The sequence below is a fragment of the Collinsella sp. TM09-10AT genome, from assembly GCF_003436275.1.
Classification (GTDB): Bacteria; Actinomycetota; Coriobacteriia; order Coriobacteriales; family Coriobacteriaceae; genus Collinsella.
In genome coordinates this window covers 1-26,219 of record NZ_QSOP01000027.1, presented here as the reverse complement: position 1 = coordinate 26,219, position 26,219 = coordinate 1, and the positions used below count along the sequence as shown (strand labels likewise).

Below are 26,219 nucleotides of genomic sequence, written 5' to 3'. Positions count from 1 at the left end.
AGGCGGGGCCGAGGCCGCCTCGATCAATTTGCGAAAGAATCTTGACGGTACCAAACGCTTACGCGTTTCCTCAGCTCCGCACCCTGTCGGGTTCGAATCCCGGCGTTGGAGAAGAAAAAAGCCCGTCACCACAAGGGTAACGGGCTTTGCATTTCAAATGGTGCCCCCAGCGGGATTCGAACCCGCGATATCCACCTTGAAAGGGTGGCGTCCTTGGCCGCTAGACGATGGGGACAGCGGGAAAGAGTATAGCAGACTTTTTTGCCGGCGCGTATATCGTTGGCAAACTGGAAAACCACCACAAAGGTACCTGTCCCCTTTGTGGTGGTGGGGTGCTAGGGGAGGAGCTTCATGGCGGCGTCGTGGGCGGCGTGCTCGTAGGCGTCGTCGAGGGGTTTGAGCGGCAACAGGGCGGCGGCCTGTGCGTCGCCACGGCGTTCGAGGGCGTGGGCGATGAGCCAGTCGGCGAGCTCGGGGTTCTTGGGCAGTGCCGGCCCGTGTAAGTACGTGCCGATGACTCCCTTGTGGATGAGGCCCTCAAAGCCATCGTCGCCGTTGTTGCCGGTGCCCACGACGACGGACGTTCCGAGCGGCGTCGCCTCTGCGTCGAGCAGGGTGCGGCCGCCGTGGTTCTCGAATCCCACAAAGGGCTCGGGTGCCAGGTCGGTCTTGACGGCGACGTTGCCGATCAGGCGGTCGGAGCCGCGCACTGTCTCGGCGGCAATGACGCCCAGACCCTCGATGCGATCCTCGCCCATATAGTACGAACGGCCGAGCAGCTGATAGCTGCCGCAGATGGCAAGCAGTGAGCCGCCATCCTCAACATAGGCCGCGACCTTGTCTTTTTGGGCGAGCAACTCGTGTGCCACGGCTAGCTGGTCGCGGTCGGAGCCGCCACCCATCATGACGATATCGGCATCGGTCAAATCAAGCGTCTCGCCCATACGGACCTCGTCTACACGCACGGGAATGCCACGCCAGGCGCAGCGGCGCTCGAGCGCGATAACATTGCCGCCGTCACCGTAGAGGTTAAGGGCATCGGGATACAGGTAGACGATGCGCAGGGGACGCGAAAGCTCGACCGGCGCGATGCCGACAGGAAGAGCGCTGCCGTCGGCACGGACTACGGCGCGGGCAGCAACCGTGGCTGCATCGGCACCCTTCAGCCCGTCGAGTTCTTTGACCAGCGGCGGGAAGGCCGTGTAGTTGGCGACGGCGTAGAAGGTGTCATCGGCGGCCTCGTCTGCCACGGCACCGATCGCCTGCGCGATGTCCGAGATAATCGCGGCATCGATGCCGGCGTACTTGAGGCGTACCTGCATGTCGTGCGCACGCGTGCCTCCGGCAAAGGCGACAAGACCCGGCGTGTCGGCGATGCGCTCGAAGTCGACATCGTAGATCCACGAGACATCGTGGCCGTCGGCATCGTTATCGTTTAGGAAGAAGGCGCAGAGCCTGCCACCTGCCGTTTTAATGGACTGGATCTGGCGATCGAAGCCCACGGGATTCTTGGCCAGGTTGGCCTCGACGGTGCGGCCGGCAATATCCCAGCGGCCCATGCGTCCGCCGGCGGGCACGTAGGCATTAAGCGTGGGCTGCAGGTGCGCCGCGTCCACGCCCAGCTCGTGCGCCGCAAAGAAGGCGGCGGCGACGTTATAGACCATGTACAGGCCGTTGTAGCGCGTGGCGATGTGCACGGCGGGCGCGTTGGCCTCAGGTCCAAAGGCCAGGTCAAAGCCGTAGCCGTCGCAGCCGAGCTCAACGCCCGTCACGCGGCGGAGCAGCGCGGGGCGACCCCAGCCGCACGAAGGGCAATGATAGGCGCCCAGCTGTCCGTACTGCACATAGTCGTATTCCAGCGGGGCGTTGCACTGCGAGCAAAAACGCGAGTCGCTAATGCGGTCGGACTCGGTGCCCGTGGCGCCGTCGATGCCAAAGGCGATGCTCGTGTTGGGGACGCGCGCGGCGATCGAGGCGCACAGCGGATCGTCGGCGTTGTAGATGAGCGTTGTCGTCGGAGAGAGCTCCAACGCATGGGCGATGACGTCCTGGGTATGGTCGATCTCGCCGTAGCGGTCCAGCTGGTCGCGGAACAGGTTGAGCAGCACAAAGTAGGTCGGCTTGAGCTTGGGCAGGACGCGCACCGTGTAGAGCTCGTCGCACTCAAAGACGCCTACGCGCTTGCTGCTGGCCGTTCGCTTAAGGTTGCCGCGCGCCTCGAGCAACGCGCCCACCACGCCCGGCTCCATGTTGTTGCCAGCGCGGTTGCACACCACGGTGGCGCCGCTGGCGGCAACGGCGTCGGCGATGAGGTTGGAGGTGGTGGTCTTGCCATTAGTACCGGTGATCACCACGCTGCGGTCGACCAGGCTCGCGAGGTCGCTTAGCAGCTCGGGGTCGATCTTCATGGCGATGCGGCCGGGAAGTACGCCGCCCTGGCGCTTAAGGACGGAGCGCAGCCCCCAGCGGGCGATATCGCTCGAGGTGCAGGCAAGAGATGAGCGGAGATTCATGAAACCGTTCCTAACGTAAACGATATGGTCGGGTCGAGTGCGTCACTAAAAACCGTAGCGGCGCGCAAATTCCTGGGCAAGCTGCGACACGTCTTCGCAGGCATTGGCCCAGGGGGCAAAGTCTGGAGTGTCCGAGATAATGCCGTCCGCTTCCCAAACGGCCTGGTGCGAAAGATCCCAGGGATCGCGTGGCTCGGGCCGGCAGGGAAGGTACGGTGTCTGGTACATGGGATTCAGCAAGAAGAACGCGCCGCCCTCGCAACGGTTAGCGAACTCACGCAGCGCACGCACCGCCGGACGCATCTTGTTCGTTTTGAACAATAGGATTGTGCGGGCGAGCAGGTACCAAGGAGAGTTCTCGAGTGCATCGGCTCCCGCCTGTTCCTCGAGCTGGTGCGCTAGGGCGAAAAAGCCGTCCTGGTCTTCCAGGCGAGCGAGGGCGAGCAACACGGTGCCGGCAGCTCGGGTGGGATAGCCTTCTGCCTTAAGGACGCGGCGGGCGTAGTTGGCAGCAGCGCGGTAGCGGGCGCTCGCCATGCACAGCTGCGAGATGGCCTCGAGTGTGTGAAGCCACCCGATAAGAGCCGGCTCGCTCACGGTAAGGTCTGCTGCGGTGACACCGTCGGCCAAAACATTATTGGCCCAGTAGTGCGGGGCTTCCATGTCGAACCCGGGCACGCTTTGCTGCAGGTAATCGGCCGTGGTCGCCTCGAGCTTCATCAGGTCGCCCAGGCAGGCGTCAACGGGCGTGTCGGCCAGGATGATGGCGAGCAGCTGCGCGTCGACGGCCAGCGCATCGACGCGGACGATCTTGAGCAGCTCGTCGCGCATGTCGTCGAACAGGCGGTTGCGCGTCTGCTCAAACTCCTCGTCGCTGCCCATGTCCTCGATGCGATGGAGCTCGTCGAGCAGGTGGCGATGAACGCCGGCATAGGACAGCAGTGCCTGGGCATGCTCGGCCTGCGCATACTTTTGAGGATTCGCGCTAATGTCGTTATGGACAAGCTCGCGTGCTGCATCGGTGAGCTCGGGGTGCGACGCCAGATAGGTGCGCTCCAGGTAGGCGGGGATGTAGACGCTCGGATCCATTAGAGGTCCCCTCCCTTAAATGGAAGCCCCTGCTCGGCCGCGCGCAGGATGCGCTCGTCGATCTGGGAACGCACGATGTCGTTGGTGGCGATCCAGGCGGCAAAGCTGGCGTTGTCGGGGGCGCCCAGGCCCTCCTGCAGTACCGGCGTCGCCTCGGACAGCGCAAGGACAAGCTCGTCGGTGGAGCCTGCACCCACGTTGACGCGGGCATAGACGCCATCGGGAAACTCGGTTTGGAAGTAGAGCGCCTCGGCTGCGTGCGGACACGAGCGCGCAAGGATGCGCAGGTAGTGCTCGGCGCCCTCGTAGTCCAGCTCGCGCCAAGCAGCGCTCATCAGCGCGATGAGCGTCCATGGGTCCAAGTCACGCTCCGCATCTTTGGGGCGGCGGCGCAGCGGGGTATTCGCGAGGTACGGCACGGAGTGAGCGGAGCGAAAGCGCTTGAGCTCCTCAGCGGGGTATTCGAGTTTTGCCATGGCGAGCATCGCGGTGTGGCGGACACCAGCGGGGTCGTTGGGCGCAAAGTCCAAGCTGCGATTTGCGGCTTCGAGCGACATGCGATAGCGGCCGCTAATGAGGGCGCGCGATGCCAAGGCGGCAAGCCAGCGCAGATAGGGGCGGCGCGTGAGGTCGCCAGCGGCCTCGCGCTCGTAGGGGTCCTGAGCCGAGGCGATCTTGAGCGCCAGGTCATGCTCGACTTCATCGCACTTGGACACCAGGTACTGTACGTATTCCTCGTTGGATTCGGCGGTGAGCGCCGTCAGCATGCGCTGGGCATCCCAGTTGGCCGGATCGAGCGCGGCTGCCTCGCGGAGCATGTTCTCGGCTGCGGCTTCTTCTTGCTCTGCCTGGGCGTCGTCGGGGATAAAGGGGATGCGGTAGTCGACAGCCTCGACCACCTTGGCAATGAGGTGCCCGGCGCGGTCGCGGTCGTGCACGATGAGCGGTGCAGGGTTGCGGGTGAATTGTTCCATCAGACGCTCTACGGCGGCACCGTCGGTGAGCGGGATATTGTCGCGGCGCAAGGCCTCAAGAACGAGGCGATGGCAATCCTCTTGAATGGGATCGAATGCCATGGGGCCTCCTTTGCTGCGGTTAGGGTTCAAATGTCTCTATATAAGGTTCTAGTTTACCCGCATGTGGCACACCGGGGGTGCCGCACTTGGACTTGCACCTTTGCACCACGAAGACGGATGTCGCACAAATGTCGGCACCTTGGACGACCGAGTGGTATCACGGTGCCGCAAACGGTCGATTTTTGGCGGCGAACGGGGCACATTTTGGAGGAGCACCGTCCTGCCCGGGATATGTGGTCAACCTTGATAAAACGTTTGCCCAGCTTGGGAGTATGAATGCCCCACAAGGGTCTTCAGGGATAGAAAAAACGTTTCATCATTGTCGGCTTTAGGTGAATAACTGACCAACCAGAACGGTAGAATAGTGTTTGTCTGAGCGTTGAGACGTTTAGACATCGCGCATTGTCATCGCCGGCAACGCGCAAAACGGTCCTAACGGAGCCAATCGGGTGCTCCGTTATATACGCAAGTCTAAGAGGGGCTTGTTTAGGAGGCACAGTATGGGACGTTTTACCAATCCTCGCGATCTGTACTTTGGTGAGGGCGCTCGCCACGAGGTGAAGAACCTCAAGGGCAAGAAGGCCATCATCGTTTCTGGCGGCAGCTCTATGCGCCGCGGCGGGTTCCTGCAGGACGTCGAGAACGACCTTAAGGAAGGCGGTTTCGAGGTCAAGCTGTTCGAGGGCGTCGAGTCCGACCCGTCCATCGAGACGGTCATGAAGGGCGCCGAGGCCATGCGCGAGTTCGAGCCCGACTGGATTATCGCCATCGGCGGCGGCTCGCCCATCGATGCCGCTAAGGCCATGTGGGTCTTCTACGAGTATCCCGAGGAGTCCTTCGATAACATCATCCAGCCGTTCAGCTTCCCCGAGCTGCGTCAGAAGGCTCATTTCTGCGCCATCTCCTCTACCTCCGGCACCGCTACCGAGGTCACCGCGTTCTCCGTCATTACCGACTACGCCAAGGGCATCAAGTACCCGCTGGCCGACTTCAACATCACCCCTGATGTCGCCATCGTCGACCCCGAGCTCACCTACACCATGCCCGCCAAGCTGTGCGCCCACACCGGCATGGATGCTCTGACCCACTGCATGGAGGCCTACGTTTCCACCTGCGCCTCTATGTTCACCGACGCCAACGCCCTGCACGGCATCCGCGAGATCGTCGAGTGGCTGCCCAAGTCCTATGCTGGCGACCATGAGGCCCGTCAGCACATGCACGAGGCTCAGTGCATCGCCGGTATCGCCTTCTCCTCGGGCCTGCTCGGCATCGTTCACTCCATGGCTCACAAGACCGGTGCTGCCTTCGAGAACGGCCACATCATCCACGGTGCCGCTAACGCCATGTACCTGGGCAAGGTAATCCAGTGGAACTCCAAGGACCCGCGTGCTGCTGAGCGTTACGCTTACGTGGCCAAGGAGATCCTGCACCTTCCCGGCGAGACCAACGAGGAGCTCATCGCTGCGCTCGTCCAGAAGATTCGCGATCTCAACGACCAGCTCAACATTCCGCAGTCCATCAAGGATTACGCGAATGGTGGCGTGAAGGTCGACGCCGAGAACCCGCAGATGGTTTCCGAGGAGGAGTTCCTCGCCAAGCTGCCCGAGATCGCTGCGAACGCCGAGACCGACGCCTGCACGCCCGAGAACCCGCGTGAGACCAAGGCTGCCGACTTCGAGAAGATCCTCAAGGCCTGCTACTACGACACCGACATCGATTTCTAATCGACTCTTGTTATCGTAACGAGGGGCTCCGCACGTATCTGTACGGAGCCCCTTTCTTTTTTCTTTTAGAGAATGGGATAGTTATGGCTGCAATTTTCAATAGCCCCAGCAAGTACATCCAGGGTCCGGACGAGCTCGCCAAGCTCGGCTCCTATGTCGAGCCGCTCGGCGCTAAGGCCCTCGTCATCGTGACGCCTTCGGGCAAGAAGCGCGTCGGTGCCAAGATCGAGGGTGGTTTTGCCGAGGCTAAGGCCGAGTTGCTGTTTGAGGACTTTAACGGCGAGTGCTCCAAGAGCGAGGTCGATCGCCTGGTTGCGCTCGCGCGCGACAACGGCTGCGACATCATCGTCGGCGTCGGTGGCGGCAAGATCCTCGACACCGCCAAGGCCGTCGCCTACTACCTGGAGTCCCCGGTCATCATTTGCCCCACCATCGCTTCGACCGATGCCCCGTGCTCGGCGCTCTCCGTGCTCTATACCGATGACGGCCAGTTCGATAAGTACCTGTTCCTTAAGGCGAACCCCAATATCGTTCTTATGGATACGACGGTTATCGCGGCGAGCCCGGTACGCCTGACGGTGGCAGGTATGGGCGATGCGCTCGCAACCTACTTTGAGGCCCAGGCGACGCACGATGCCGACGGTGGCACCTGCGCTGGTGGCAAAGGCGGCATGGCCGGTCTGGCGCTTGCCAAGCTCTGCTACGAGACGCTTATGGCCGATGGCGTCAAGGCCAAGGTCGCGCTGGAGAAGGGTGCGCTCACGCCTGCCGTCGAGCATATCATCGAGGCCAATACGCTGCTTTCGGGCATTGGCTTTGAGAGCTCGGGCCTTGCTGCTGCTCATGCCATCCACAATGGCCTGACGATGCTGCCCGAGTGCCACGGCATGTATCACGGCGAGAAGGTCGCCTTTGGCACCATCGTTCAGCTGGTACTCGAGGATGCTCCGACTGAGAAACTCGAGGAAGTCTTGGGCTTCTGCATTGAGCTGGGCCTGCCGGTCACGATGAAGGAACTTGGCGTTGCCGAGCTTACGCGCGAGCAGGCCATGATTGTTGCCGAGGCCGCCTGCGCGCCCGATGACACCATGTGCAACATGCCGTTTGAGGTGACGCCCGAGATGGTCGCAAACGCCATCCTGGGTGCCGACGCGCTGGGTCACTACTACCTTATGGATGAGTAAATCAAGCTAAGGAAGGGGCAAAGCCAGCAGACGGCTTTGCCCCTTTTTGCTATGGTGCAAACCAACCTGACCCCATCGCACCAAGTTGGTGCAAAGGGGTCAGGTTACTTTGCACCAATCGTTGTTTGATGAAGGGCGGATTCTCGTATGGCGCTTCCTATGGTTTACGGCGGTCCCGGTCGGTATGTTCAGGGGCCGGGCGAACTTTCGCGTCAGGGCAGGTATTTGTCATGGTTGGGCTGCGCTGCCTATGTCTTGTTTGACCAGGGCACCGAGGATCGGCTGTGCAGGCAGATTGTCGATGGATTTCTGGACGACGATCTAAGCGAGCCGTTCTTTAAAATTTACAACGGTCCGTGTACGGAAGAGGCTGTTGCCGAAATGGCTAAGGAAGCCCAGGCTGAGTATTGCGACATGGTGGTGGGTATTGGCGGTGGCAAGATGCTCGATATCGCCAAGGCAGTAGCGTTTTATGCCGAGTTGCCGTTGTGCGTATGTCCCACGGCGGCCTCAATGGATGGTCCGTGCAGCGCGATTTCGGTGCTGTATCACGAGGATGGGTCGTTCGACCGCTACCTGATGCTCGAGAAGAATCCAGATCTGGTCGTGGTCGATACCAACGTGGTCGCAGCGGCCCCACTGCGTATGACGGTCGCTGGTATGGGCGATGCGCTGGCAACGTACTTCGAGGCGCGTTCGTGCGCCGCGGCGCACGGCGCCAACGAGCACGGTGGCGCGCCGGGGCACTTGGCTCTGGTTGCGGCTCGTGCCTGCTACGACACACTTATGGAGTGCGGTGTCGCTGCCAAGCGCGATCTCAAAAAGGGGCGTACGTCGCCAGCGGTTGAACGCCTGATCGAGTGCAATATTTTGCTCTCGGGTGTCGGCTTTGAGAGTGGCGGCTTGGCGTTGGCGCATGCCATCGCCAACGGGCTGACGATTCTGCCCGAGTGCAAGGCCATGCATGGTGAGGCCGTGGCATTTGGTCTGGTGGTGCAGCTGCGCCTGGAGCGTGCACCCGAGCTTGATCAGGTGCTCGAGTTTTGCCAGCGCGTCGGTCTGCCGACGACGCTTGAGGAGCTGGGGCTTGATGAGATTACCGATGCCGATTTGCTGAGCGTTGCTGACGCAACTTTTAAGAACGAGCGCAACATGGCCAACGAACAGACAAAGGTGACCAGGCAAAAGCTCGTGCAGCTCATGTGCGAGGCATAGTTTGGCGCTTGATTGGCCTTGTGCAATCGAGGCGGCGATAGGCCATGGGCTATTTGCCGCAAAGATGCTCCGCGTGTAATTTGCCCGAGGCGTGGGCCGATAGCGTATCATTATCTCTTGCTTGTTTGCACTGCTCAGGGAGGGGCCGCGCATGGCGCAGGAACACGATCTGTTTGATGACATTATCGAGATCAGCAAGGGTTTCGACTTTCTTAAAAACCCGCTTGGCGGTGTGACCGATGCGCTCGATCCGTCGGCGCCGCAGTGGAATCCTGCTGACTACAAGGAGCGTCCGCGCGGCAACACCATTCCGTGCTTGACCTGCAAAAACGAAAAGAGTGGCTGCACCGCGTGCATGGACGTGTGCCCGGTCAACGCCATCGAGGTCGAGGAAGATGCCATCGAGATCCTCGATTCCTGTCGCAAGTGTGGCCTGTGCGCCGCTGCCTGTCCGACTGAGGCGATCATCTCGCCGCGCCTGGCGCCCAAAAACCTGTATGACGACATTGTCTCGGCGGCTACAAGTCACGAGACCGCCTACGTTACCTGCACGCGCGCCCTTAAGCGCATGCCGCGCGAGAACGAGGTCGTCGTTGCCTGCGTGGGCGATATTACAGCCGAGACCTGGTTCTCGGTGCTGGCCGACTATCCCAACGTGAGTGTGTATCTGCCGCTGGGCGTGTGCGATAAATGCCGCAACACCGGTGGCGAGGACATGCTGGGCGAGGCGATTGCGAAGGCCGAGGAATGGGCTGGTACGGGTATGGGCCTGGAGGTCGACCCCAAGAGCCTCAAATGCCATAAGCGCCGCGAGTACGAGCGCAAGGAATACATGGAAAAGATCGCCCGTACCACGGGCCTGACCGTGACCAAACTCAATCCGGCGACGGCGGCACTGGCTTCGGTGACGCAGAAGCTCAAAGCCCATCGCCATCAGATCACCCAGCTGGAGCGCACGCTCAACACCATGTGCGGCACCACGACGACCAAGCGTCGCCGTTCGCTCACCCATGGGCGCCAGCTGGTGCTCTCGACGCTGCAAAACCACCCCGAGCTTGCCCAGAACATGCAGGTGAGCACGCCGGAGTGCGATTTTGACAAGTGCACGTCGTGCGGCGAGTGCGTTAACGCGTGTCCCACGTCCGCCTGCGATTTGGTGGGAAGCGGTCGCTTTGCACTGGAGTCCACGTATTGTTTGGGTTGCGGAGCCTGCGTCAAGGTTTGTCCCGAACATGCGCTCAAGCTGGTCGAACACGATGCGTCCAATCTGGTCGTCGCCGATCCCGAGGCCGAGGAAAAGGCCGCCCAGAAGGCGAAGGCTCACGAGGAGGCCGAGAAGGTCAAGGCCGAGGCAAAGGCCAAGCTCGATAAGATGCTCGATCAGGTGGAAAAGCTCGCAGACTAGTCAGCGACCCCTATCTCTGCTTCATTTGCGCCGCCGTGGCGTCCGGGTTCGCCTGGATGCTGCGGCGGCGCTATACTTATGCAGTTTGAAGTACCTGTATCAAAAGGAGCTGTCGTGTCCCTTTCCATCGGTATCGTGGGCCTGCCCAACGTGGGCAAGTCGACGCTGTTCACCGCGCTTACCAAAAAGACCGGCCTTGCCGCCAACTACCCGTTCGCCACGATCGACCCCAACGTGGGTATCGTCGATGTGCCCGATAGCCGCCTGCAAAAGCTCGCCGACATCGTCAACCCGGGTCGCATTGTGCCGGCTACGGTCGAGTTCGTCGACATCGCAGGTCTGGTGAAGGGCGCTAACGAGGGCGAGGGTCTGGGCAACCAGTTCTTGGCAAACATCCGCGAGACCGACGCCATCTGCGAGGTCGTGCGCTACTTTAAGGACCCCAACGTCATGCGTGAGGTGGGCCGCACCGGCGAGTTCGTCGATCCCGCCGGCGATGCCGACACCATCATGACCGAGCTCATCCTGGCCGACATGGGCACGCTCGAGAAGCAGCTGCCCAAGCTCGAGAAGGAGGCCAAGCGCGACAAGGAGCTCATGCCCAAGTTTGAGGTCGCCAAGCGTCTGCTTGCCTGGCTCAACGAGGGCAAGCGCGCCGCATCCATGGAGATGACTGACGAGGAGCGCGCCGCCGCCAAGGGCCTGTTCCTGCTCACCATGAAGCCCATCCTGTATGTGGCCAACGTGGACGAGGATATGCTCAACGAGGACCTGGCGCCCATCGATGGCGTCAAGCCGCTGCCGATCTGCGCCAAGATTGAGGCCGAGCTTTCCGAGCTCGATCCCGAGGACGCTGCCGACTACCTGGAGAGCCTGGGCCTGGAGCAGCCCGGCCTGGACGTGCTCGCGCAGGCCGCCTACAAGCTGCTTGGCCTGCAGTCGTTCTTTACGGCTGGTGAGATGGAGGTCAAGGCCTGGACGGTTCGTCAGGGCGCAACCGCTCCGCAGGCCGCCGGCGTCATCCACACCGACTTTGAGCGCGGCTTTATTAAGGCCGAGGTCATTGGCTACGACGATTACATCGAGCTCGGTGGCGAGCAGGGCGCCAAGGCCGCCGGCAAGCTGCGTATCGAGGGCAAAGAGTATGTCATGGCCGATGGCGACGTCGTGCACTTCCGCTTTAACGTGTAAGGACGACGCATATGTTTAAATATGGCAAAAAAGCTGGCTACATGGGTATTGCGTTGCTCGTACTTGCGGTGATTCCGCTGGTGGTTGCAGCGTGTGTTATCCCCAACATTGGTCCCGAGGTGGCAACGAAGTTTAACGCGGCCGGTGAGGTGACGCGCTGGGGCAAGAGCTACGAGCTGCTGGCACTGCCGGTGCTCAACCTGCTGCTGAGCGTGGCGACGTACTTTACGGCAGGACGTCAGGCTAAAAACAATGATGACTCCGCCGCCATGGCGCGCATCGTGTGCGAGCGCTACCTGCGAAACGGCTGCATCACGGGTGTGTTCCTCAATGTAATCAACGTCTACTTTATGTACTCGGCTATTACCGGAACAGGCTTTGGCTTTGGTTTCTAGCCTGTCCTTTTAGGCAACGAGCCTGCACGCATATTCAATGGCTGTTGCGAGGCCGCCGCTCGATCGTGGTTTAAAGACCATATCGGCGGCGGCCTCGTTTTCGTATCCGGAGCCGCGGAGGGCGAGTGCGATACCGGCTTCTAAAAGGAGCGGCAGGCCGCGTTGGCTGGTTGCGATTACGGCAGCCTGATTGAGCGAGCAGCTGTGCGCTTGGCATTGGATGGCAAGTTCGCCTTGCGCCGGGCAAGGGACCAGAACGGCGGCGACGCGACTTGATAGTAATGCAAATGCTGTGCGCTCATCGGGCGAAAGGCATTCGGCTTCAACGACGACGAGCTTGGGCGGTGCGCTGTTTGTGCGAAGCGTGGCTCGGTACATGCGGACCGAAGAACCCGACATAGAAAACTCCTGTGTATTCGGCAAAACGTAAACTATAGTTTACGTTTTTGTTCAGCTCCATTTCAAACTCGGCTGCATGGACGAACGTGCGAAACAGATTCTTGGCAGGCGGGTCGAAGAGACACGCAGGGACCTTGGTATCTCCAAGGTTGATTTTTGTGTGGCGACAGGAATCAGCCGACCCTACCTCGACCGAATCGAAGATGGGACGGCAAATTTCACGCTCAAGGTTCTATTTAAGATCGCGCCCGCACTCGGCATGACGGTGTCAGAGCTTCTCGAGGGGATCGAATAGGGGATACCCGTCGACAACTGAATTACGCCATCGGGATGCGGTCGTGGTTGACTTGGCTGTAGAACAGGCGCTGAATCTCGGCCGCATCACGTGACTGGCCGAGTGCCCACATGGTTTTGGCCACGAGCGTCTCGGTGGTCATGTCGTCGCCGCGCAAAATGCCCGGATGATCGGCGTAGGCACGGCCGACCTCATAAACACCCAGGTCAAGGCCCTCTTCGGGGACCTGCGTGGTCATAACGACAGTGCGACCCGAATCGACCCAGCGGAAAATTGCCTCTTGGAACGACTCGCCCGACTCACCAAACTCGGGGATACCGCCAATGCCAAAGGTCTCCAGAATCACAGCGTCGTAGCTATCGGCAAGAGCGTCCAGGATACCCGGGTTCACGCCGGGTGTCAGCTTAAGGGCAAATACGCGCGGGTCGATGCTGTCGTAGAAGCGAACCGGGTTCTCGTCCTGGTGAGTGCCGTGGAGTCCGTTGCGAACGATGCGGTCGTTGCGGATATAGGCAATGGGCGGATAGTTGACGCTGATGAACGCGTTAAAGCTCATGGTGCGCTGCTTGCGGGCGCGCGTGCCGGCAATGGCTACGCCGCCAAAGACAATCGAGACGTCGTGCGAATGCTCGTCGAGCGCATAGAGCAGGCTCTGGTACAGGTTGAGCTTGGCGTCGGTAAAGGGATTGCCCATGGGCTTTTGCGAGCCGGTGAGTACGATGGGCTTGGGGCTGTCCTGAATCAGATAGGAAAGCGCCGCCGCGGTGTAGCTCATGGTGTCGGTGCCGTGCAGAATCACGAAGCCGTCGTGGTCGGCATAACCCTCGACGATGACGTCGCGGATACGCATCCAGTCGCTCGGACGCATATTGGTGCTGTCGATGTTCATGGGCTGCACGACGTCGAGCTCGCAGAGGCCCGAGATCTCGGGGACGCTCTGGGCGAGCTCCTCACCGGTCAGGGCGGGGGAGAGGCCGTTGCCGTCCTCGGTCGATGCGATGGTGCCGCCCGTGGCGATGAGAAGGATGCGCTTCATGCTGGTATTCCTATCGTATTTGCCGCCGCAGAGGCGGAGTCGTTCGGCAGTATTGTGGCACAGGGCGTCCAATGTTCAAACGTATTACATCATCTGTAACGTTTGGTAACACTTCAATTGCCGTCAAATAGGCCCCGGTCGTGCGTTTGCCGTGCGCTGATGGCTGCGAGGGACGAGAAACCCCATATAACGTGTACACTATGTAAGCTGTTTTCGTTTATTCGCGCGGGTGGGCACAGGCTCCCCGCCAACAAGAGGGGGAAACCATGGATCAAAAGGCTTCCGCAAAGGTCCTCGTACTCGACTTTGGTGCGCAGTACGGTCAGCTCATTGCCCGTCGCGTCCGCGACCTCAACGTGTATTCCGAGATCGTTCCCTGCGACATCTCGGCCGATGAGATTCGCGAAATGAACGCCTCTGCGCTCATCCTCTCTGGCGGCCCGGCTTCTGTGTATGCCGAGGACGCTCCGTCCATCGATCCCGCCATCTTTGACCTGGGCCTTCCCGTTCTGGGCTTTTGCTACGGCCATCAGATCACGGCCGTGACGCTCGGCGGCAAGGTCGGTCACTCCGAGGTGGGCGAATACGGCCGCGCCACCATCACGCGTACGGCCGGCGCCAAGCTCTTTAACTCCACGCCTATGGAGCAGACCGTGTGGATGAGCCACCGCGACGCCGTGTCCGAGGTGCCCGAGGGCTTTACCGTTACCGCCAGCACCGACGTGTGCCCGGTTGCCGCCATGGAGTGCGTCGAGCGCAAGATCTTCACCACGCAGTTCCACCCCGAGGTCAAGCACTCCGAGTACGGTCAGCAGCTGCTGAGCAACTTTCTGTTTGAGATCTGCGGCCTGGAGCCCAACTGGAGCATGGATAACCTGGTCGAGACCATGACAGCCGAGTTCCGCGAGAAGGTCGGCGACGACCGCGTGATTCTGGCCCTGTCCGGCGGCGTCGACTCCTCCGTCGTGGCTGCGCTGGGCGCTCGCGCCGTGGGCAAGCAGATGACCTGCGTGTTCATCAACCACGGCCTGCTGCGCAAGGGCGAGCCCGAGCAGGTGGAGGAGGTCTTCACCAAGCAGTTTGACGTCGACTTTATCCACGTCCACGCCGAGGACCGTTATGCCGAGCTTCTGGCCGGCGTGACCGAGCCCGAGGAGAAGCGCCGCATCATCGGTACGCAGTTCTGGAAAGAGTTCTTCGCCGTGGCGCAGCAGCTCGAGACCGATGGCAAGCCGGTCAAGTACTTGGCTCAGGGCACCATCTACCCCGACATCATTGAGTCCGGCGCTCGCAAGACGGGCGGCAAGACGGCTACCATCAAGAGCCATCACAATCTGATCCCGTTCCCCGAGGGCGTGCACTTCGACCTTATTGAGCCGCTCGACCACTTCTTTAAGGACGAGGTCCGCGCGCTTGGTCTGGCGCTCGGTCTGCCGGGTCATATCGTGTTCCGCCAGCCTTTCCCGGGCCCGGGTCTGGCCATCCGCATCATCGGTGCGGTCGACAAGGAGAAGCTCGAGATCCTCAAGAATGCCGACGCCATCGTGCGCGAGGAGCTCGACGCCTATAACCAGCGTCTGTTTGAGCAGACCGGCGAGCGCAACTCCGAGCATAGCTGCTGGCAGTATTTCGCCGTCCTGCCCGACATTAAGTCCGTCGGCGTTATGGGCGACGAGCGCACCTACCAGCGCCCAATTATCCTGCGTGCCGTCGAGTCCAGCGATGCCATGACCGCCGACTGGGCCAAGCTGCCCTACGACGTCCTGGCCCGCATCTCCGGCCGCATCGTGGCCGAGGTTCCCGGCGCCAACCGCGTGTGCTACGACATCACGTCCAAGCCGCCCGCGACGATTGAGTGGGAGTAGGCTGATAGGGTTCTGACCTGCATTTTTGAGTGCCGCACTGTGCCGCTGAGTTTCGTTTCGTACGAGAGTCATGGCAAAGCCGCCAGCGATGTTGGTGAGTAAATACGATAACCGAGCCTCCGTTCCCGCGTTGGGACGGAGGCTTTTTCTTTGTCGTTTTACTCCCTTTCACCTGCGATTTCGCAATTTACTCCCCCGTGTTTCAAGACGGCAAGGCACGGTGCGGCATTCGGAGGAACGGGAGTAAGGATTCATCCCAAGTGAGTAGACGCGCGATTTTTGTCTCCGAGAGCCAAACGGGGCCGTTTCGGGGCCTGTGAAACTCAAATCGAACTCAATAGGCTTTTCGGCGGTCTTCTCACAGCGTTTTCCCAGGTGGTTAATGGGGAGTAAAGAATCTCGCCGCCTCAATGAAAACGGGAGTAACCAGGGGAAATGCCGCGGCGTACTGCCGCGTGCCGCCGTGTAAGCCACCGCGTCATTTACTCCCCAGGTGCGCCGGAAATGCCTTGGCATGCAATGGGGAGTAAAAACTCAGCTTACGCAGGCCCGAGCGGCGCTCGCCGCCTGGTCCACCGTCCTGATTCGGTTGCGTTGATCGCGAAATGCGGAGAGCCGCTACAGCGAGGCTTTCCAGTCCTCGTATTCGTCGGCGTCGATCTTGCCGTTTTCGAGCTGCGCGCGCTTCTCTGCCCACAGTTCGATCGCCATCGCGGCTTTGGGCGCGTGCGGCGCCTTGGGGTTCAGGGAGAGGCCCGTGCCGTCGGCTGCGGGCACGATGCCGAAGGAGTCCTCGAGCCGCACGAGCAGCGACATGAGGTCGCCCGCAGTCTCGACGCCGTAATCCTTGAGGGCGTTGACGGACACGCCGAGCGCCGCGGAGATGGACTCGAGCAGCTCGGGCTTCACGGCGCGGATGCCGCTCTCGTAGTGGCGCACGGCCCCCTCGGTCAGGCCGACCGCCTCGGCGAGCTGCGCCTGCGTCATGCCGCGCGACTTGCGGTACCGCCTTATGTTCTCGCCTACGGACATGAGCCCTCCTCCTGGAATTACGTACCAGCACATCTTATCAGCGTACGCAAATGTACGCAATTCTATTGACAGTACAGATATGTACGTTTACTCTGAATCTGTGAACCGTACGTATCCGTACGCCATTGATTGGAGGAGCCATGGACGAGAAGGTGGCGAAGACGCCGAGGCCGCACATGCTGGACGCCGACGAGGTCGCGGAGCTGCTGAGGATCAAGAAAGGCAGCGCCTACGAGGTGATCAGGAAGATAAACGCCGAGCAGGAGGCGCGCGGGCGCGTGGTCATCCGCGGGCGCGTTCGAAGCGACGTCTTCGACGCCCTGTACTTCCCGGAGGTGGACTGACATGCCCGTGTACAAGGACGACGGCAACGGCACGTTCTACGTGCAGTGCTACTACCGCGACGCCCGCGGCTCGAAGCGCCACAAGACGAAGCGCGGCTTCTCCTCCGAGGTGGAGGCCGCAGTGTGGGAGAGCCAGTTCAAGAGCCTTAACGGCGGGGCCATGGACATGACGTTCTCCGAGTTCGTCGAGGTGTACGCCTCCGAGGTGAAGCCGCGCATACGCGAGCACACGTGGATCACCAAGGAGTACATCATCAACGACAAGCTCGTGCCGTTCTTCGGGGACATGCGCATGTGCGACGTGAGGCCGATCGACGTCATCAGGTGGCAAAACGAGCTCACCGAGCACCGGGACGCCGACGGGAAGCCCTGGGCACCGACGTACCTGCGCACAGTGAACAACCAGCTCAACGCCATCTTCAACCACGCCGAGCGCTACTACGGCCTCAGCGACAACCCGGTGCGCAGGGTCGACAAGATAGGCTCGAAGAAGGGCGGCGAGATGCAGTTCTGGACCAAGGACGAGTACCTGAGGTTCAGCGAGGCCGTCATGGACAAGCCTCTCTCATTCCACGCCTTCGAGCTGCTTTACTGGACGGGCATACGCTGCGGCGAGCTCCTGGCGCTCACGCCGTCCGACTTCATGCTGGAGAGCTCGCGGCTGCGCATCAACAAGTCGTACCAGAGCCTCAACGGCGTTGACACCGTGACCGACCCCAAGACGCCCAAGTCCGTGCGCACGATCGTCATGCCCGCCTTCCTGCGCGACGAGATGGCGGACTTCATCGAGATGCGCGACGACGTCGCCCCCGACGAGCGCCTGTTCGCCGTGACCAAGCACTTCCTGGCCCACGAGATGGAGCGCGGGTGCAAGGCGTCGGGCGTGAAGCGCATCCGCATACACGACATACGCCACAGCCATGTGAGCCTGCTGATAGAGATGGGCTTCTCCGCGCTGGCCATCGCCGAGCGCATGGGCCACGAGGCGGTGGACATCACCTACCGCTACGCGCACCTGTTCCCCACGAAGCAAGACGAGATGGCCGCCGCGCTCGACGGGGCGAGGGGGTAAGAAGGATGCCGTGCGAGAACAGCGCCCGCAAGCGCAGCAAGACGATGGCGTTCCGCTGCACGCCCGAGGAGCGCAAGCTCATATGCGAGATGGCAGCCTGGAGCGGCATGAACAGGCAGGACTACATCATCGCCAAGCTCACCGATACCCAGGTCGAGGTGAGGCCCTCCGTGAGCGTGCAGAAGGCACTGAGGGACTCGATGGCGGAATTGGCCAAGGAGGTGCGGCTGGCGGCCTCCTACGGCGAGCTGAGCGAGTCCCTGCAACAGAGAATTGAGCACGTGATGAGGTTCTTCCTAGCGCTCGGCGAGCCTCTTGACGCGCCGACGGAAGAGACATCGCCACGAACTACGTTTTTGGAAGAGCCGGTTCCATCCGTCATCGATGCGGGTTCCGACACCGCAAGCATCTTCGAGATGGGACGCAGGTAGGGCCTAGCGCCAGACCTCCAACGCCTTGTCCGCAAGCCATTCGGCGCGATCGGCGATATCGCCCTCGTTCCAAGACTCCTTCTCTAGGGCGCCGGCCATGGTCGCAAGGCCGGCGGCGCAGAGGGCAAGGCCGTCCTTGTATCCCTTTCCCTGCTTCTTGGTGGGCCAATCGGCATCGCGGATGGAGGCGTTGAGCGAATGCGTGATGATGGCGAGGTTGCCGAGCGTGAGGAGCTTCCGGTCCCTTCGCGTGGCAGCCTCATCGTCGAGGGCTCCCCATTTGTTGCGCCACTTCTTGGGCATCATGTGCTCGAGGGTGTACTGGTTGAACCCGAGCAGGGCCGTGCTGCTCATGCCCGGACGAATGGCGCTTTCCAGCAGATAGAGGACGCCCTTGGACTGGAGGTTGTACAGACACGATTCCTCGAATGCCGCTCGAACCTCGGCGTCGCCGGGCATGTACGTCGTCGCCTCGTCATTGGCTTCGAGAGCCTTCCTCAGCGCCTCCGCGTCCTTCACCTCGTTCAAGATCAGCGAGGTGAACAGCCTGTTGTAGTTCTTCGTGGTCGCCTGAACCAGCATTCGGCGGACGATGTAGCTCTCAAGCAGGGCGTAGATCTTAGATTCCTCGCTCGAAGACTCCGCGTTCTTTCGAACGTAGAGCACGTACGGGATGAGCGTCGAGTTCTTGAGGCCGAATATCAGCACGTTCAGGCGCTCGACGCCGGAAGCGGAGGGGATGTCCGCGTCGCAGTAGCCAGGGTCGAACGTGGACTCGAACGCCTCGGCATACGCCTTCATGTTGTCGAGAATCTCGACCTTGTCGCCGTTGCAGTACCTGCCGATGAAATCCTTGTAGGACTGGAAGAGGTTCGAAGTACGCGAATAGAAGAGCTTGTCCTCGGTCGTGACGCCACGCCTCTTGTCCTGGACCAGAATCTGGAGGAACGCGTCGAAGAAGAGGTCGACGAGCGTGCGCTTGATGCGCCCGGTAACGATCTCCTGCTCCCAATACTCCCTCTTCTCAGCCGTGGGCTCGAAGACGTCTTCCCAGCACTCCTTGAACGCCTGCTCGTTCTCGCGGTTGAAGAAGTAGTTCTTAAGGAGCTCCGCCGTCGTCAGGCGCACCCCGAGCGAGTTGATGGTGTCGAATATCTGCTGCTCGTCCTCGCCCTCGGTAAGATCGATGCAGACGAACTGGACGTTCGACTTGATCGTGTTCCTGTCGACCTTCTCCGGGTCGATATTCTTGAGGAAGTAGTTGTAGGCAAGGACGATGGCCGAGGAGCCCTCGAGGGGTTCGCAGCCCGTGGCGCTGACGACCTTTTCGAAATCCTGCCGGTCGTACTTGCCGTGCCGCAAGGCGACATCGCCGGTCTCCAGGACGAAATCTCGCTCAAACAAATTGTTGGTGCCGTTTTTTGCACAGAGTGCCTTGAAGAAGATGACCATGGTCGTGAGTCGCTGCTGGCCGTCGATGACGGTGCGAACCTCGGAGACCTCGGACCAGGTGTTGCCGGAGGAGGCCTGCTTCAGGATGATGGAGCCCAGGAAATAGGGCCGCTTCGAGGCCGTGACGAACTCCATGTCGCCGAGGAAACGCTCCCATTGCTCTTCTCCCCAGACGTACGCCCTTTGGTAAAAAGGTATTTCGAGCAGGCGCGATCCGTTGAACACGCCGCTTATCGTTGCTTTTCCTGCATCCATCCTTAAAGCCCTATCTATCCTTTGCGGTTATTGCTGGCGGGGTCAATTTTATCAATACGCTGCTTGACCCTTTAATGTTCCCGGTCCTTGCCGTCTTCTCCCCAGAAGGTGCTCGAAGATGATGCGCAGGTCCTCGTCATCAAGGCAGCCGCCCTCGAGGCAGCCACGGTCGATGGTATCGATCATCGTCTGCCCCTTCTTCTTCGAGCGGTCGTAGATCACTGTGTCGAGGGATAGCTCCCTGCCGTCGCGCGTGAACATCTCGTGCATGAATTCGGCACTGTTCGCTTGACTTCAATCGCGTACCGCGTGCTCGAGCGGGCCGCTTCCCCTCGATATGGCGACATCCCAATGCTCGCAGTTAAGCAGAAGAAGTCGGTTCATGAACTCGACGCCCGAAAAACCGAGTCTCGCAAACGGCGGAAATAGAGGGTCATCTGAAAAGACCGCAGCATACTCACTGCTCAACGGCATATACGCGAGATGAAAATCGTACGAGTCGTCCTCGGGCCCGATGATGAACATAGGCATCGACGTCGTAACGAACCCTGAGCCGACGGGTGCCCTAAGGATGGAGAAGCTCTTCTCAAAAAAAGCCTTTCGAATACGGTTAACTGGCACAATATCATCGTTGGAGAAGAGCATGGTTGCGGCGGCGGCAAGCTCGACCACCGCTTGGGAATCCCCGCGCCAATCCGACCAATCGAGCAAGCCGAGCTCATAGGGTGTCAGATGAACGTTTCTGAGCAGCTCTTCGGCAGTCTCGCGTGACCATTTCTTGTCGACGCGCATACTGATAGGGTGCCGGACGATGATATTTGCTGCCAGCTCGCAAACGGCGGCTTTCCCATCAGAATACCCTTCGTCTTCGCACTGGTCTTCTTTCTGGCGTTCCAAAAAGCGATCGTAAAGCGGCGCGATGCGGCTCTCGAGCTCAGATAGCTTAACCTCGATGAGGTTCTGCGCATAGAATCTGTCTGTCGCATCGCCTGTCGCATCGGCATGCTCGACCTCATAAAGATCGCGCATGCTGCAAAGGTTCTCGCAATTCGTGCGGAAGAAGGAGCCCTTCTGTCTGCTGTAGGCATGAAGCTGCCCGGAGGAATCCGCGAAATGGCGCAGGTAGAACCGCGGCACCCAGTGCTGCTTTCGCGTCATCTTTCCGGGCAGCTTCGACATCCTAAGCCTTCACCGCCTCGTATTGGTAGGTCGTGCGCACGTTGTAATGGAAGTCGTTTCCGAGGTCCAGCGCCTCGAAGTGCTTCTTGGCGCAGCCGATCTTGATCTTCTCCGCGTCGCGCAGGGCGGGCTCGCCGTTCTTGCCGCCCTTGGTCTCGGTCACGAAGTACACGCGGCGCTCGCCGTCGGCCTCCTCGACGTACGCCCAGTCGGGGTTGTAACTGCCGAGCGGCGTGTCGATCTTGAACGCCGAGGGCAATTTCGCGAACACGAGAACCTCCTCCTGCTTGTCTAGAGCCTCGGCAAAGGAGCGCTCGACCCCCGCCGAGTCGTAGACCACGTAGTTGTACAGGCTCTTGCTCGTCATGTCCGGCTTCCACGCGTTCTGCCCAAGGTAGGCCGTGTAGTCGTCAAGCTCGAGGTCGCGCATGGTGTACCACTCGTCCTCGGGAAGGCGCACGTACTTGATGCCCTGGGCGATGAGGTCGTTCTTCACGCGGTTGATCTTGTCGCCGACCTGCGCGAGGAAGGTCGCGGGGTCGATCTCGAACTCGTCGAGGCGGCTGCAGCCCTCGAGGATCGCCTTGATGGTGCCGCGGGTGAGCCCGACGGCGTCCTGCAGCTCTGCGATCGGGTCGGGAAGGTCGTATTTCACCTTTCCCGAAACGGACACCACGGAGGTGCCCGTGCCCTCGGCGCTCACGCCCGCGTCGTCGATGCCCAGCGAGGCACGCTCGCTCGTCACCTGGGGCGGGCGCACGGCGAGCATGCCGTCGACAGCTTCGATGGCATGTTCGATGAGCTTGCCGGAGTCGACCTCGACCTGGAAGCGCGTGCGCTGGCGGATGCGGTCCCACAGGGCCTGGAACGCAGGGTCGAGCGTGACGTCCTTCTGCAGCTCGACCGAGACCTCCTTGGCCTTGTCACGGATCTGGACCCTCTGGGACTTGTGGATGATGATCGCCTCGACCTGCTCCTTGGCAGGCTCGAGCTCGGCGGGGAGCTCGACCTTGCCCTCCTCGGCGGCCGCCTTCAGCTCGGGCGTCACCGCGCCCTTGTCGTCGACCATGCCGGTCGCGACGAGGTGGTCGTAGACCTGCTTGGACTTCTCGTAGCCCAGGCGCTCCTCGACGCCATCATCGCCCTTGACCGTGACCTTCGTGAAGCTCTCCGGAGTGATGACGCCGAACTTGAAGTCCTCAGCCTCAAGCTCCTTCTGCAGGCCGTTGGCGAAGTCGTCGTAGCTCTCGTTCGCGATGACGGTGAGCACGTTCGCCTCTGGGTCGTACAGGCGCTCGCCATCCTGGTTCACGCACAGGCGCAGACCGCGGCCGATCTTCTGGCGCTTGGTCAGGTTGTCCTTTGTCTCGACGAGCGTGCAGATCTGGAACACGTTGGGGTTGTCCCAGCCCTCCTTGAGCGCGGAGTGGCTGAAGACGAAAGAGACGTCCTTGTCCGCGTCCTTGCCGTCCGGGAAGGAGATGAGCGTCTCCTTCTTCTGCATGATGAGCTCGAAGGCCCCGGCGTCGTCGGCGGTGCCGGCGGCTCCCTTGGAGTCCTTGAACTTGCCCTTCTTGTCCTTGGCGAAGTATCCCTGGTGCACGGCGTGGGGGTCGCGCACCAGCGGGGCGCCGACGGCTTCGTAGCACTCGAGCCACGTGCCCTTGCCGATCCCCGCCGCCTTTGCGATGCGACGAGGCGCCTTCGAGTTCAGGGCACCTGCGTACTCCTCCTCAAACATCAGGGCGTACAGGCCGCCGTGGACTTCGGGCTCGTAGACGCGGTATCGGTCGACGCGGTCGATGAAGAAGAGCGAGAGCACCTTCACGCCGCGCGGCCACAGCTCGAACTGGCGGGCCAGGTGGTCCTCGATGGTGCGGCGGATCTGCGCGCGCTTGACGACCTCCTCGTTGACGTCGCCCAGCGCCTCGCCGAGCTCGAGCACCTCGCCGTTCTGGAACTCTATGAACTCGTCGCCCACTGCGGCGCCGATGTTGTTGACCACCCAGCCGCTCTCGTAGTCGCTGTTCTCGCCGCTCTTCTGGTAGAGGTCGTTGCCGGTCTTCACCGTGACGGCCTTGCGCTTCTGCGTGCCGTCGGCCTGGCGCACGTCGATGGACACCTTGGCGGAGAACGGGTCGGACTTGACGGACTCGAGCCTCACGTACGCGCCGTTGAGGTTCGCCTCGGCCTTGATCGAGTCCACGCAGATGCCCTTCACCAGGTGGCGCTCGAAGGCGTCGACCGGCGTGAGGCGGTAGATCATGTTGTAGGCCTGCTTGTGCGTGGCCGAGTAGCGCAGCACGAACAGCGGGTTCAGGCTCTTGATGGCGGCCTTGGCCTGCTTGGTGTTGTCGACGCTCTGGGGCTCGTCGATGATGACGACGGGCTTGCAGGCGCTCACGAGCTCGCGAGGGCTGAAGCCGCCGGTGAGCTTCTCGCTGGGACGGTGGAAGAGGTTGCCCTCCTTCGCGGTGCCATCCTTCTCGAGGCCCTTGTTGAACGCGTCGATGTTGATGACCATGACCTGGATGGAGCTCGACGTGGCGAAGTTACCCACCGGCCCCATGTCCTTCGAGTCGTACACGAAGTAGTCGAGCGGCGTGCGGTCGTAGAGCGTCTCGAAGTGCCTGCGGGTGGTCTGGAGGCTCTTGAGGACGCCCTCGCGGATGGCCACGCTCGGCACGACGATAACGAACTTGGTGATGCCGTAGCGGCGGTTTAGCTCGTAGATGGAGCGGATGTAGACGTAGGTCTTGCCGGTGCCGGTCTCCATCTCGACGGTGAAGTCTCGCAGGCGCCCATCGGTGAGGACGTCGGTTGCCGGGAGGCAGCCCTCCTCCTGCACGGCGTGCAGGTTGTCGAGGAGCTGGCCCGGCGCCACGCGAAGCTCGTTGCCGTGGCCGACCATGAGCTCGCCGATTGCCGTCTGGCCTTTGCGGCCGGAATCGGCGGAGAATACGCTGCCAATAAATTGTTGTCCGCGGAACAGGTCGCAGGTTGCTTCGATGGCCTCCAGCTGGTGCTGCTGGTCGGATGAGAACTTGAACTCGAGCGCCGCCATGCTAGACCGTCCTCAATTCGATCTCACAGCCCATGCGCTCGCCGGCGTGCTTGAAGATCTGCACGGCGTTGAGCTTGAGGGTGTCGTCGAGGACGGAATCGAGGATGAGAACGCGCCTGGGCTCCATGTCGGCGATGGCCTCGAGCGCCTCAATGGTGAGGCCTCGGGACATGCAGCAGACGAGCTCGTCGCAAGCGACGGACCAGATGGGATAGCCCGCGGCTTCAGACTTCTCGACGGGCAGCGTGAGCTCGAGGCCCCATTTGAGCATCATCTCGAAGACGATATCCATATCGGAGCGATCGGGCTTGACCACGTCGAAGAGGAGCTGACCGGGCTCGGGCTTCTCAATGCCGGACTCATCGAGCTCGAACACACGGAAGCCGATGTCGGGAAGCTGCTTGGGTCCCTCGCCAAGCTTGAGTTGACGGTTGGATTCCTCGAGCTCGGTTTTGATTTTGTCGCCTGCGCGGCGAATGCGTCCTTCGCCTATGTCGCAGAGAGTCTCATACCCGTCCTTGTAGGCGTCGCGTTTCGGGTCACAAGGCTCTGGAAGCTGGACAAGGATAAACTGATAGCGATCATCTTTTCCGAGCTCCTGCAGGAACATGGCATGGGCGGTCGATGCTGAGCCTGAGAAAAAATCAAGCACAATATCACCCGTGCTTAAATGCTCATGTACGGTAAAGAAGCAAGCAACCGAAAACAATAGATAGACCGCCAGCACTACACTATTCCGAACCAAAGACCAAAAGATAAGCATTTTGAGAAAATCTAAACTTTTGGATTTTCCTACAATGCCGACTACGGCGGAATCCCTCCCACTCCTTATATATTTCTTTCTGTATACATTGAATTTGTATTTAGTAAAATGCAGACAACACCACGGATCGGCTTTTGGCTGGACAATTCCAACCAAACACCGCAGCAGACAGTAGAAACCATTCTGAACGTTAGGAAGCCGGTATGATTGTTACATATAAGGGGGTTGATTTTCAATCTCAACGCAACAGCCTGAACGGACCCCGCGTTTCCGCAGCTAGCGCAACGCGGAAATAGCCCCCGAAACCTGGCCGTCGCCCCGTTTCCGCAGGTGGAGAGGCTGTGGAGGCCGGCGTCCCCGTGCCGCCGCCGCATGCTCCGCCAGCCCGCCGCGCAGCCGTTCCGGACTCAGCGCAACGGGCCCTCCGGCCCATGTCCCGGCCTGCCGCCTACCCCGCCAGCGGCCCCTCGCCCCTCGCGGCCCTGGCCCTGTCGATGCAGCCGGGCGTGAGGTCGAGCCCGCCGGGCGCCAGCTCCTCTACCCCGAACGCGTCCATGAGGGCGGAGGCGTCCTCGCCGAGGGCCATCCGCAGCACGCGCGCCGGCGTCAGGAACCCGAGCGCCCCCCTCGGCTCGGAGTTCACCTGCGACATGAGCAGCGCGCAGTCCGCCGCCGTCAGCCGGTCGAACCTGACCCCGGCGCCCTTGGGCAGCAGCTTCCTGATCTCGACGTGGTTCTTCTCGCACGCGCCCTTCTGCTGGCTCTGCCGGGGGTCGCAGTAGAAGAGCCTGGTCTCGCCGTCCCGCTCGCCGAGCAGCTCCGCGATGGCGCCCTCGTCGGCGAACTCGCTCCCGTTGTCGGTGAGAACGGCGCCGAAGGCGCGCCTCGCGCCGTCCTCGCCGAGGACCCCGCGCAGGGAGGAGAGCGCCGCCAGGACCGAGGCGCACGTGCCGTCCGGCAGCGGCAGCGCCAGCTGGAAGCGGCTCGGGCGGTGCAGGAGCGTGAGGAGCCTGGCGGAGTCGCCCCTGGCGCCCTCGACGGTGTCCATCTCCCAGGCCGCGGCGCAGGCGTCCTCGCCGAGCGCGAGGAACGACGCGTGCGACCTGCGCGCCGAGTGCGACGTCGCCCTCCCCGGGGCCCGGCGCGACCTCGGCCTGTAGCCGACCTTGCGCCTGAGCTCCATGTTCGTCATGCCGTCGTAGCCCGCCGAGACCCAGCGGTAGATGGTCGACGGCGACAG

Annotated in this window: 23 protein-coding genes and 1 tRNA gene; 11 read left to right on the top strand and 13 right to left on the bottom strand. The window is 61.4% G+C overall.

The window, feature by feature from the left end:
* Window positions 1-158: 158 nt before the first annotated feature.
* From DXD77_RS09370 to DXD77_RS09350, 4 genes are all read right to left on the bottom strand, one after another.
* Window positions 159-235: transfer RNA gene (locus tag DXD77_RS09370), tRNA-Glu, on the bottom strand.
* Between the two features lie 100 nt (window positions 236-335).
* Complete coding sequence (locus DXD77_RS10595; RefSeq protein WP_233506791.1) at window positions 336-2,513, bottom strand: MurT ligase domain-containing protein; 2,178 nt, start codon at window positions 2,511-2,513, stop codon at window positions 336-338.
* A 45-nt stretch (window positions 2,514-2,558) separates the two neighbouring features.
* Window positions 2,559-3,602 carry a hypothetical protein gene (locus tag DXD77_RS09355; RefSeq protein WP_117648513.1) on the bottom strand — a complete coding sequence of 348 codons (1,044 nt, stop codon included), beginning with the start codon at window positions 3,600-3,602 and terminating at the stop codon, window positions 2,559-2,561.
* On the bottom strand, window positions 3,602-4,678 hold the full coding sequence (locus tag DXD77_RS09350; protein WP_117645898.1) for a hypothetical protein: 1,077 nt from the start codon (window positions 4,676-4,678) through the stop codon (window positions 3,602-3,604). The genes DXD77_RS09355 and DXD77_RS09350 overlap by 1 nt, the downstream gene beginning before the upstream one ends.
* Window positions 4,679-5,178: 500 nt before the next feature.
* Between DXD77_RS09350 and DXD77_RS09345 the strand changes: the two genes are divergently transcribed.
* From DXD77_RS09345 to DXD77_RS09320, 6 genes are all read left to right on the top strand, one after another.
* Window positions 5,179-6,402 carry an iron-containing alcohol dehydrogenase gene (locus DXD77_RS09345; protein WP_089572776.1) on the top strand — a complete coding sequence of 408 codons (1,224 nt, stop codon included), beginning with the start codon at window positions 5,179-5,181 and terminating at the stop codon, window positions 6,400-6,402.
* Window positions 6,403-6,485: 83 nt separating this feature from the next.
* Window positions 6,486-7,586, top strand: coding sequence for a glycerol dehydrogenase (locus DXD77_RS09340; protein ID WP_117635909.1), 1,101 nt, complete (start codon window positions 6,486-6,488; stop codon window positions 7,584-7,586).
* Window positions 7,587-7,733: 147 nt separating this feature from the next.
* Window positions 7,734-8,801, top strand: coding sequence for a glycerol dehydrogenase (locus DXD77_RS09335; protein ID WP_117645896.1), 1,068 nt, complete (start codon window positions 7,734-7,736; stop codon window positions 8,799-8,801).
* Window positions 8,802-8,952: 151 nt separating this feature from the next.
* Entirely contained in the window at window positions 8,953-10,206 is a 1,254-nt protein-coding gene (locus DXD77_RS09330) for a 4Fe-4S binding protein (RefSeq protein WP_089572782.1), read from the top strand.
* A 114-nt stretch (window positions 10,207-10,320) separates the two neighbouring features.
* Window positions 10,321-11,397 carry a redox-regulated ATPase YchF gene (gene ychF / locus DXD77_RS09325; RefSeq protein ID WP_089572784.1) on the top strand — a complete coding sequence of 359 codons (1,077 nt, stop codon included), beginning with the start codon at window positions 10,321-10,323 and terminating at the stop codon, window positions 11,395-11,397.
* A gap of 11 nt (window positions 11,398-11,408) precedes the next feature.
* On the top strand, window positions 11,409-11,792 hold the full coding sequence (locus DXD77_RS09320; RefSeq protein ID WP_089572786.1) for a DUF1648 domain-containing protein: 384 nt from the start codon (window positions 11,409-11,411) through the stop codon (window positions 11,790-11,792).
* Between the two features lie 9 nt (window positions 11,793-11,801).
* On the opposite strand, the gene DXD77_RS09315 is transcribed toward DXD77_RS09320, so the two are convergent.
* Window positions 11,802-12,191: a hypothetical protein gene (locus DXD77_RS09315; RefSeq protein ID WP_117645894.1), complete on the bottom strand. Its 390-nt coding sequence runs from the start codon at window positions 12,189-12,191 to the stop codon at window positions 11,802-11,804.
* A 76-nt stretch (window positions 12,192-12,267) separates the two neighbouring features.
* Between DXD77_RS09315 and DXD77_RS09310 the strand changes: the two genes are divergently transcribed.
* Entirely contained in the window at window positions 12,268-12,486 is a 219-nt protein-coding gene (locus DXD77_RS09310) for a helix-turn-helix domain-containing protein (RefSeq protein WP_035136926.1), read from the top strand.
* Window positions 12,487-12,508: 22 nt separating this feature from the next.
* Here DXD77_RS09310 and DXD77_RS09305 read toward each other — a convergent pair whose 3' ends face one another.
* Window positions 12,509-13,522: an asparaginase gene (locus DXD77_RS09305; RefSeq protein ID WP_117645891.1), complete on the bottom strand. Its 1,014-nt coding sequence runs from the start codon at window positions 13,520-13,522 to the stop codon at window positions 12,509-12,511.
* Between the two features lie 266 nt (window positions 13,523-13,788).
* Here DXD77_RS09305 and guaA point away from each other — a divergent pair, with 266 nt between their 5' ends.
* Window positions 13,789-15,387: a glutamine-hydrolyzing GMP synthase gene (guaA, locus tag DXD77_RS09300; protein WP_035136929.1), complete on the top strand. Its 1,599-nt coding sequence runs from the start codon at window positions 13,789-13,791 to the stop codon at window positions 15,385-15,387.
* 618 nt (window positions 15,388-16,005) lie between these two features.
* Here the strand turns inward: guaA and DXD77_RS09295 are convergent.
* Window positions 16,006-16,419, bottom strand: coding sequence for a helix-turn-helix domain-containing protein (locus DXD77_RS09295; protein WP_022349661.1), 414 nt, complete (start codon window positions 16,417-16,419; stop codon window positions 16,006-16,008).
* A 140-nt stretch (window positions 16,420-16,559) separates the two neighbouring features.
* On the opposite strand from DXD77_RS09295, the gene DXD77_RS09290 reads away from it, so the two are divergent.
* From DXD77_RS09290 to DXD77_RS09280, 3 genes are read left to right on the top strand one after another with little or no spacing between them, the layout of a single operon-like run.
* Complete coding sequence (locus DXD77_RS09290; RefSeq protein ID WP_006681531.1) at window positions 16,560-16,763, top strand: hypothetical protein; 204 nt, start codon at window positions 16,560-16,562, stop codon at window positions 16,761-16,763.
* A 1-nt stretch (window position 16,764) separates the two neighbouring features.
* On the top strand, window positions 16,765-17,835 hold the full coding sequence (locus tag DXD77_RS09285; protein ID WP_022349660.1) for a site-specific integrase: 1,071 nt from the start codon (window positions 16,765-16,767) through the stop codon (window positions 17,833-17,835).
* A gap of 5 nt (window positions 17,836-17,840) precedes the next feature.
* Window positions 17,841-18,266: a hypothetical protein gene (locus DXD77_RS09280; protein WP_022349659.1), complete on the top strand. Its 426-nt coding sequence runs from the start codon at window positions 17,841-17,843 to the stop codon at window positions 18,264-18,266.
* 3 nt (window positions 18,267-18,269) lie between these two features.
* Here DXD77_RS09280 and DXD77_RS09275 read toward each other — a convergent pair whose 3' ends face one another.
* From DXD77_RS09275 to DXD77_RS09245, 6 genes are all read right to left on the bottom strand, one after another.
* The gene (locus tag DXD77_RS09275) at window positions 18,270-19,943 is read right to left on the bottom strand and encodes a DUF262 domain-containing protein (RefSeq protein ID WP_197702166.1); all 1,674 of its coding nucleotides are present in this window, start codon (window positions 19,941-19,943) and stop codon (window positions 18,270-18,272) included.
* An 81-nt stretch (window positions 19,944-20,024) separates the two neighbouring features.
* The gene (locus DXD77_RS09270; RefSeq protein WP_022349657.1) at window positions 20,025-20,243 is read right to left on the bottom strand and encodes a hypothetical protein; all 219 of its coding nucleotides are present in this window, start codon (window positions 20,241-20,243) and stop codon (window positions 20,025-20,027) included.
* A 24-nt stretch (window positions 20,244-20,267) separates the two neighbouring features.
* Window positions 20,268-21,152, bottom strand: coding sequence for a DUF4238 domain-containing protein (locus DXD77_RS09265; protein ID WP_022349656.1), 885 nt, complete (start codon window positions 21,150-21,152; stop codon window positions 20,268-20,270).
* Between the two features lies 1 nt (window position 21,153).
* Complete coding sequence (locus DXD77_RS09260; protein ID WP_033499421.1) at window positions 21,154-24,216, bottom strand: type III restriction-modification system endonuclease; 3,063 nt, start codon at window positions 24,214-24,216, stop codon at window positions 21,154-21,156.
* A 1-nt stretch (window position 24,217) separates the two neighbouring features.
* The gene (locus DXD77_RS09255; protein WP_199408098.1) at window positions 24,218-24,868 is read right to left on the bottom strand and encodes a hypothetical protein; all 651 of its coding nucleotides are present in this window, start codon (window positions 24,866-24,868) and stop codon (window positions 24,218-24,220) included.
* A gap of 559 nt (window positions 24,869-25,427) precedes the next feature.
* Window positions 25,428-26,219, bottom strand: a 792-nt coding sequence (locus DXD77_RS09245; protein WP_117648512.1) for an IS30 family transposase, incomplete at its 5' end; no start/stop codon positions are given.

Coding starts and splice junctions, on each gene's coding strand:
- DXD77_RS10595 (WP_233506791.1), bottom strand. CDS start 2,513: ATGAATCTCCGCTCATCTCTTGCCTGCACCTCGAGCGATATCGCCCGC.
- DXD77_RS09355 (WP_117648513.1), bottom strand. CDS start 3,602: ATGGATCCGAGCGTCTACATCCCCGCCTACCTGGAGCGCACCTATCTG.
- DXD77_RS09350 (WP_117645898.1), bottom strand. CDS start 4,678: ATGGCATTCGATCCCATTCAAGAGGATTGCCATCGCCTCGTTCTTGAG.
- DXD77_RS09345 (WP_089572776.1), top strand. CDS start 5,179: ATGGGACGTTTTACCAATCCTCGCGATCTGTACTTTGGTGAGGGCGCT.
- DXD77_RS09340 (WP_117635909.1), top strand. CDS start 6,486: ATGGCTGCAATTTTCAATAGCCCCAGCAAGTACATCCAGGGTCCGGAC.
- DXD77_RS09335 (WP_117645896.1), top strand. CDS start 7,734: ATGGCGCTTCCTATGGTTTACGGCGGTCCCGGTCGGTATGTTCAGGGG.
- DXD77_RS09330 (WP_089572782.1), top strand. CDS start 8,953: ATGGCGCAGGAACACGATCTGTTTGATGACATTATCGAGATCAGCAAG.
- DXD77_RS09320 (WP_089572786.1), top strand. CDS start 11,409: ATGTTTAAATATGGCAAAAAAGCTGGCTACATGGGTATTGCGTTGCTC.
- DXD77_RS09315 (WP_117645894.1), bottom strand. CDS start 12,191: ATGTCGGGTTCTTCGGTCCGCATGTACCGAGCCACGCTTCGCACAAAC.
- DXD77_RS09310 (WP_035136926.1), top strand. CDS start 12,268: ATGGACGAACGTGCGAAACAGATTCTTGGCAGGCGGGTCGAAGAGACA.
- DXD77_RS09305 (WP_117645891.1), bottom strand. CDS start 13,522: ATGAAGCGCATCCTTCTCATCGCCACGGGCGGCACCATCGCATCGACC.
- guaA (WP_035136929.1), top strand. CDS start 13,789: ATGGATCAAAAGGCTTCCGCAAAGGTCCTCGTACTCGACTTTGGTGCG.
- DXD77_RS09295 (WP_022349661.1), bottom strand. CDS start 16,419: ATGTCCGTAGGCGAGAACATAAGGCGGTACCGCAAGTCGCGCGGCATG.
- DXD77_RS09290 (WP_006681531.1), top strand. CDS start 16,560: ATGGACGAGAAGGTGGCGAAGACGCCGAGGCCGCACATGCTGGACGCC.
- DXD77_RS09285 (WP_022349660.1), top strand. CDS start 16,765: ATGCCCGTGTACAAGGACGACGGCAACGGCACGTTCTACGTGCAGTGC.
- DXD77_RS09280 (WP_022349659.1), top strand. CDS start 17,841: ATGCCGTGCGAGAACAGCGCCCGCAAGCGCAGCAAGACGATGGCGTTC.
- DXD77_RS09270 (WP_022349657.1), bottom strand. CDS start 20,243: ATGCACGAGATGTTCACGCGCGACGGCAGGGAGCTATCCCTCGACACA.
- DXD77_RS09265 (WP_022349656.1), bottom strand. CDS start 21,152: ATGTCGAAGCTGCCCGGAAAGATGACGCGAAAGCAGCACTGGGTGCCG.
- DXD77_RS09260 (WP_033499421.1), bottom strand. CDS start 24,216: ATGGCGGCGCTCGAGTTCAAGTTCTCATCCGACCAGCAGCACCAGCTG.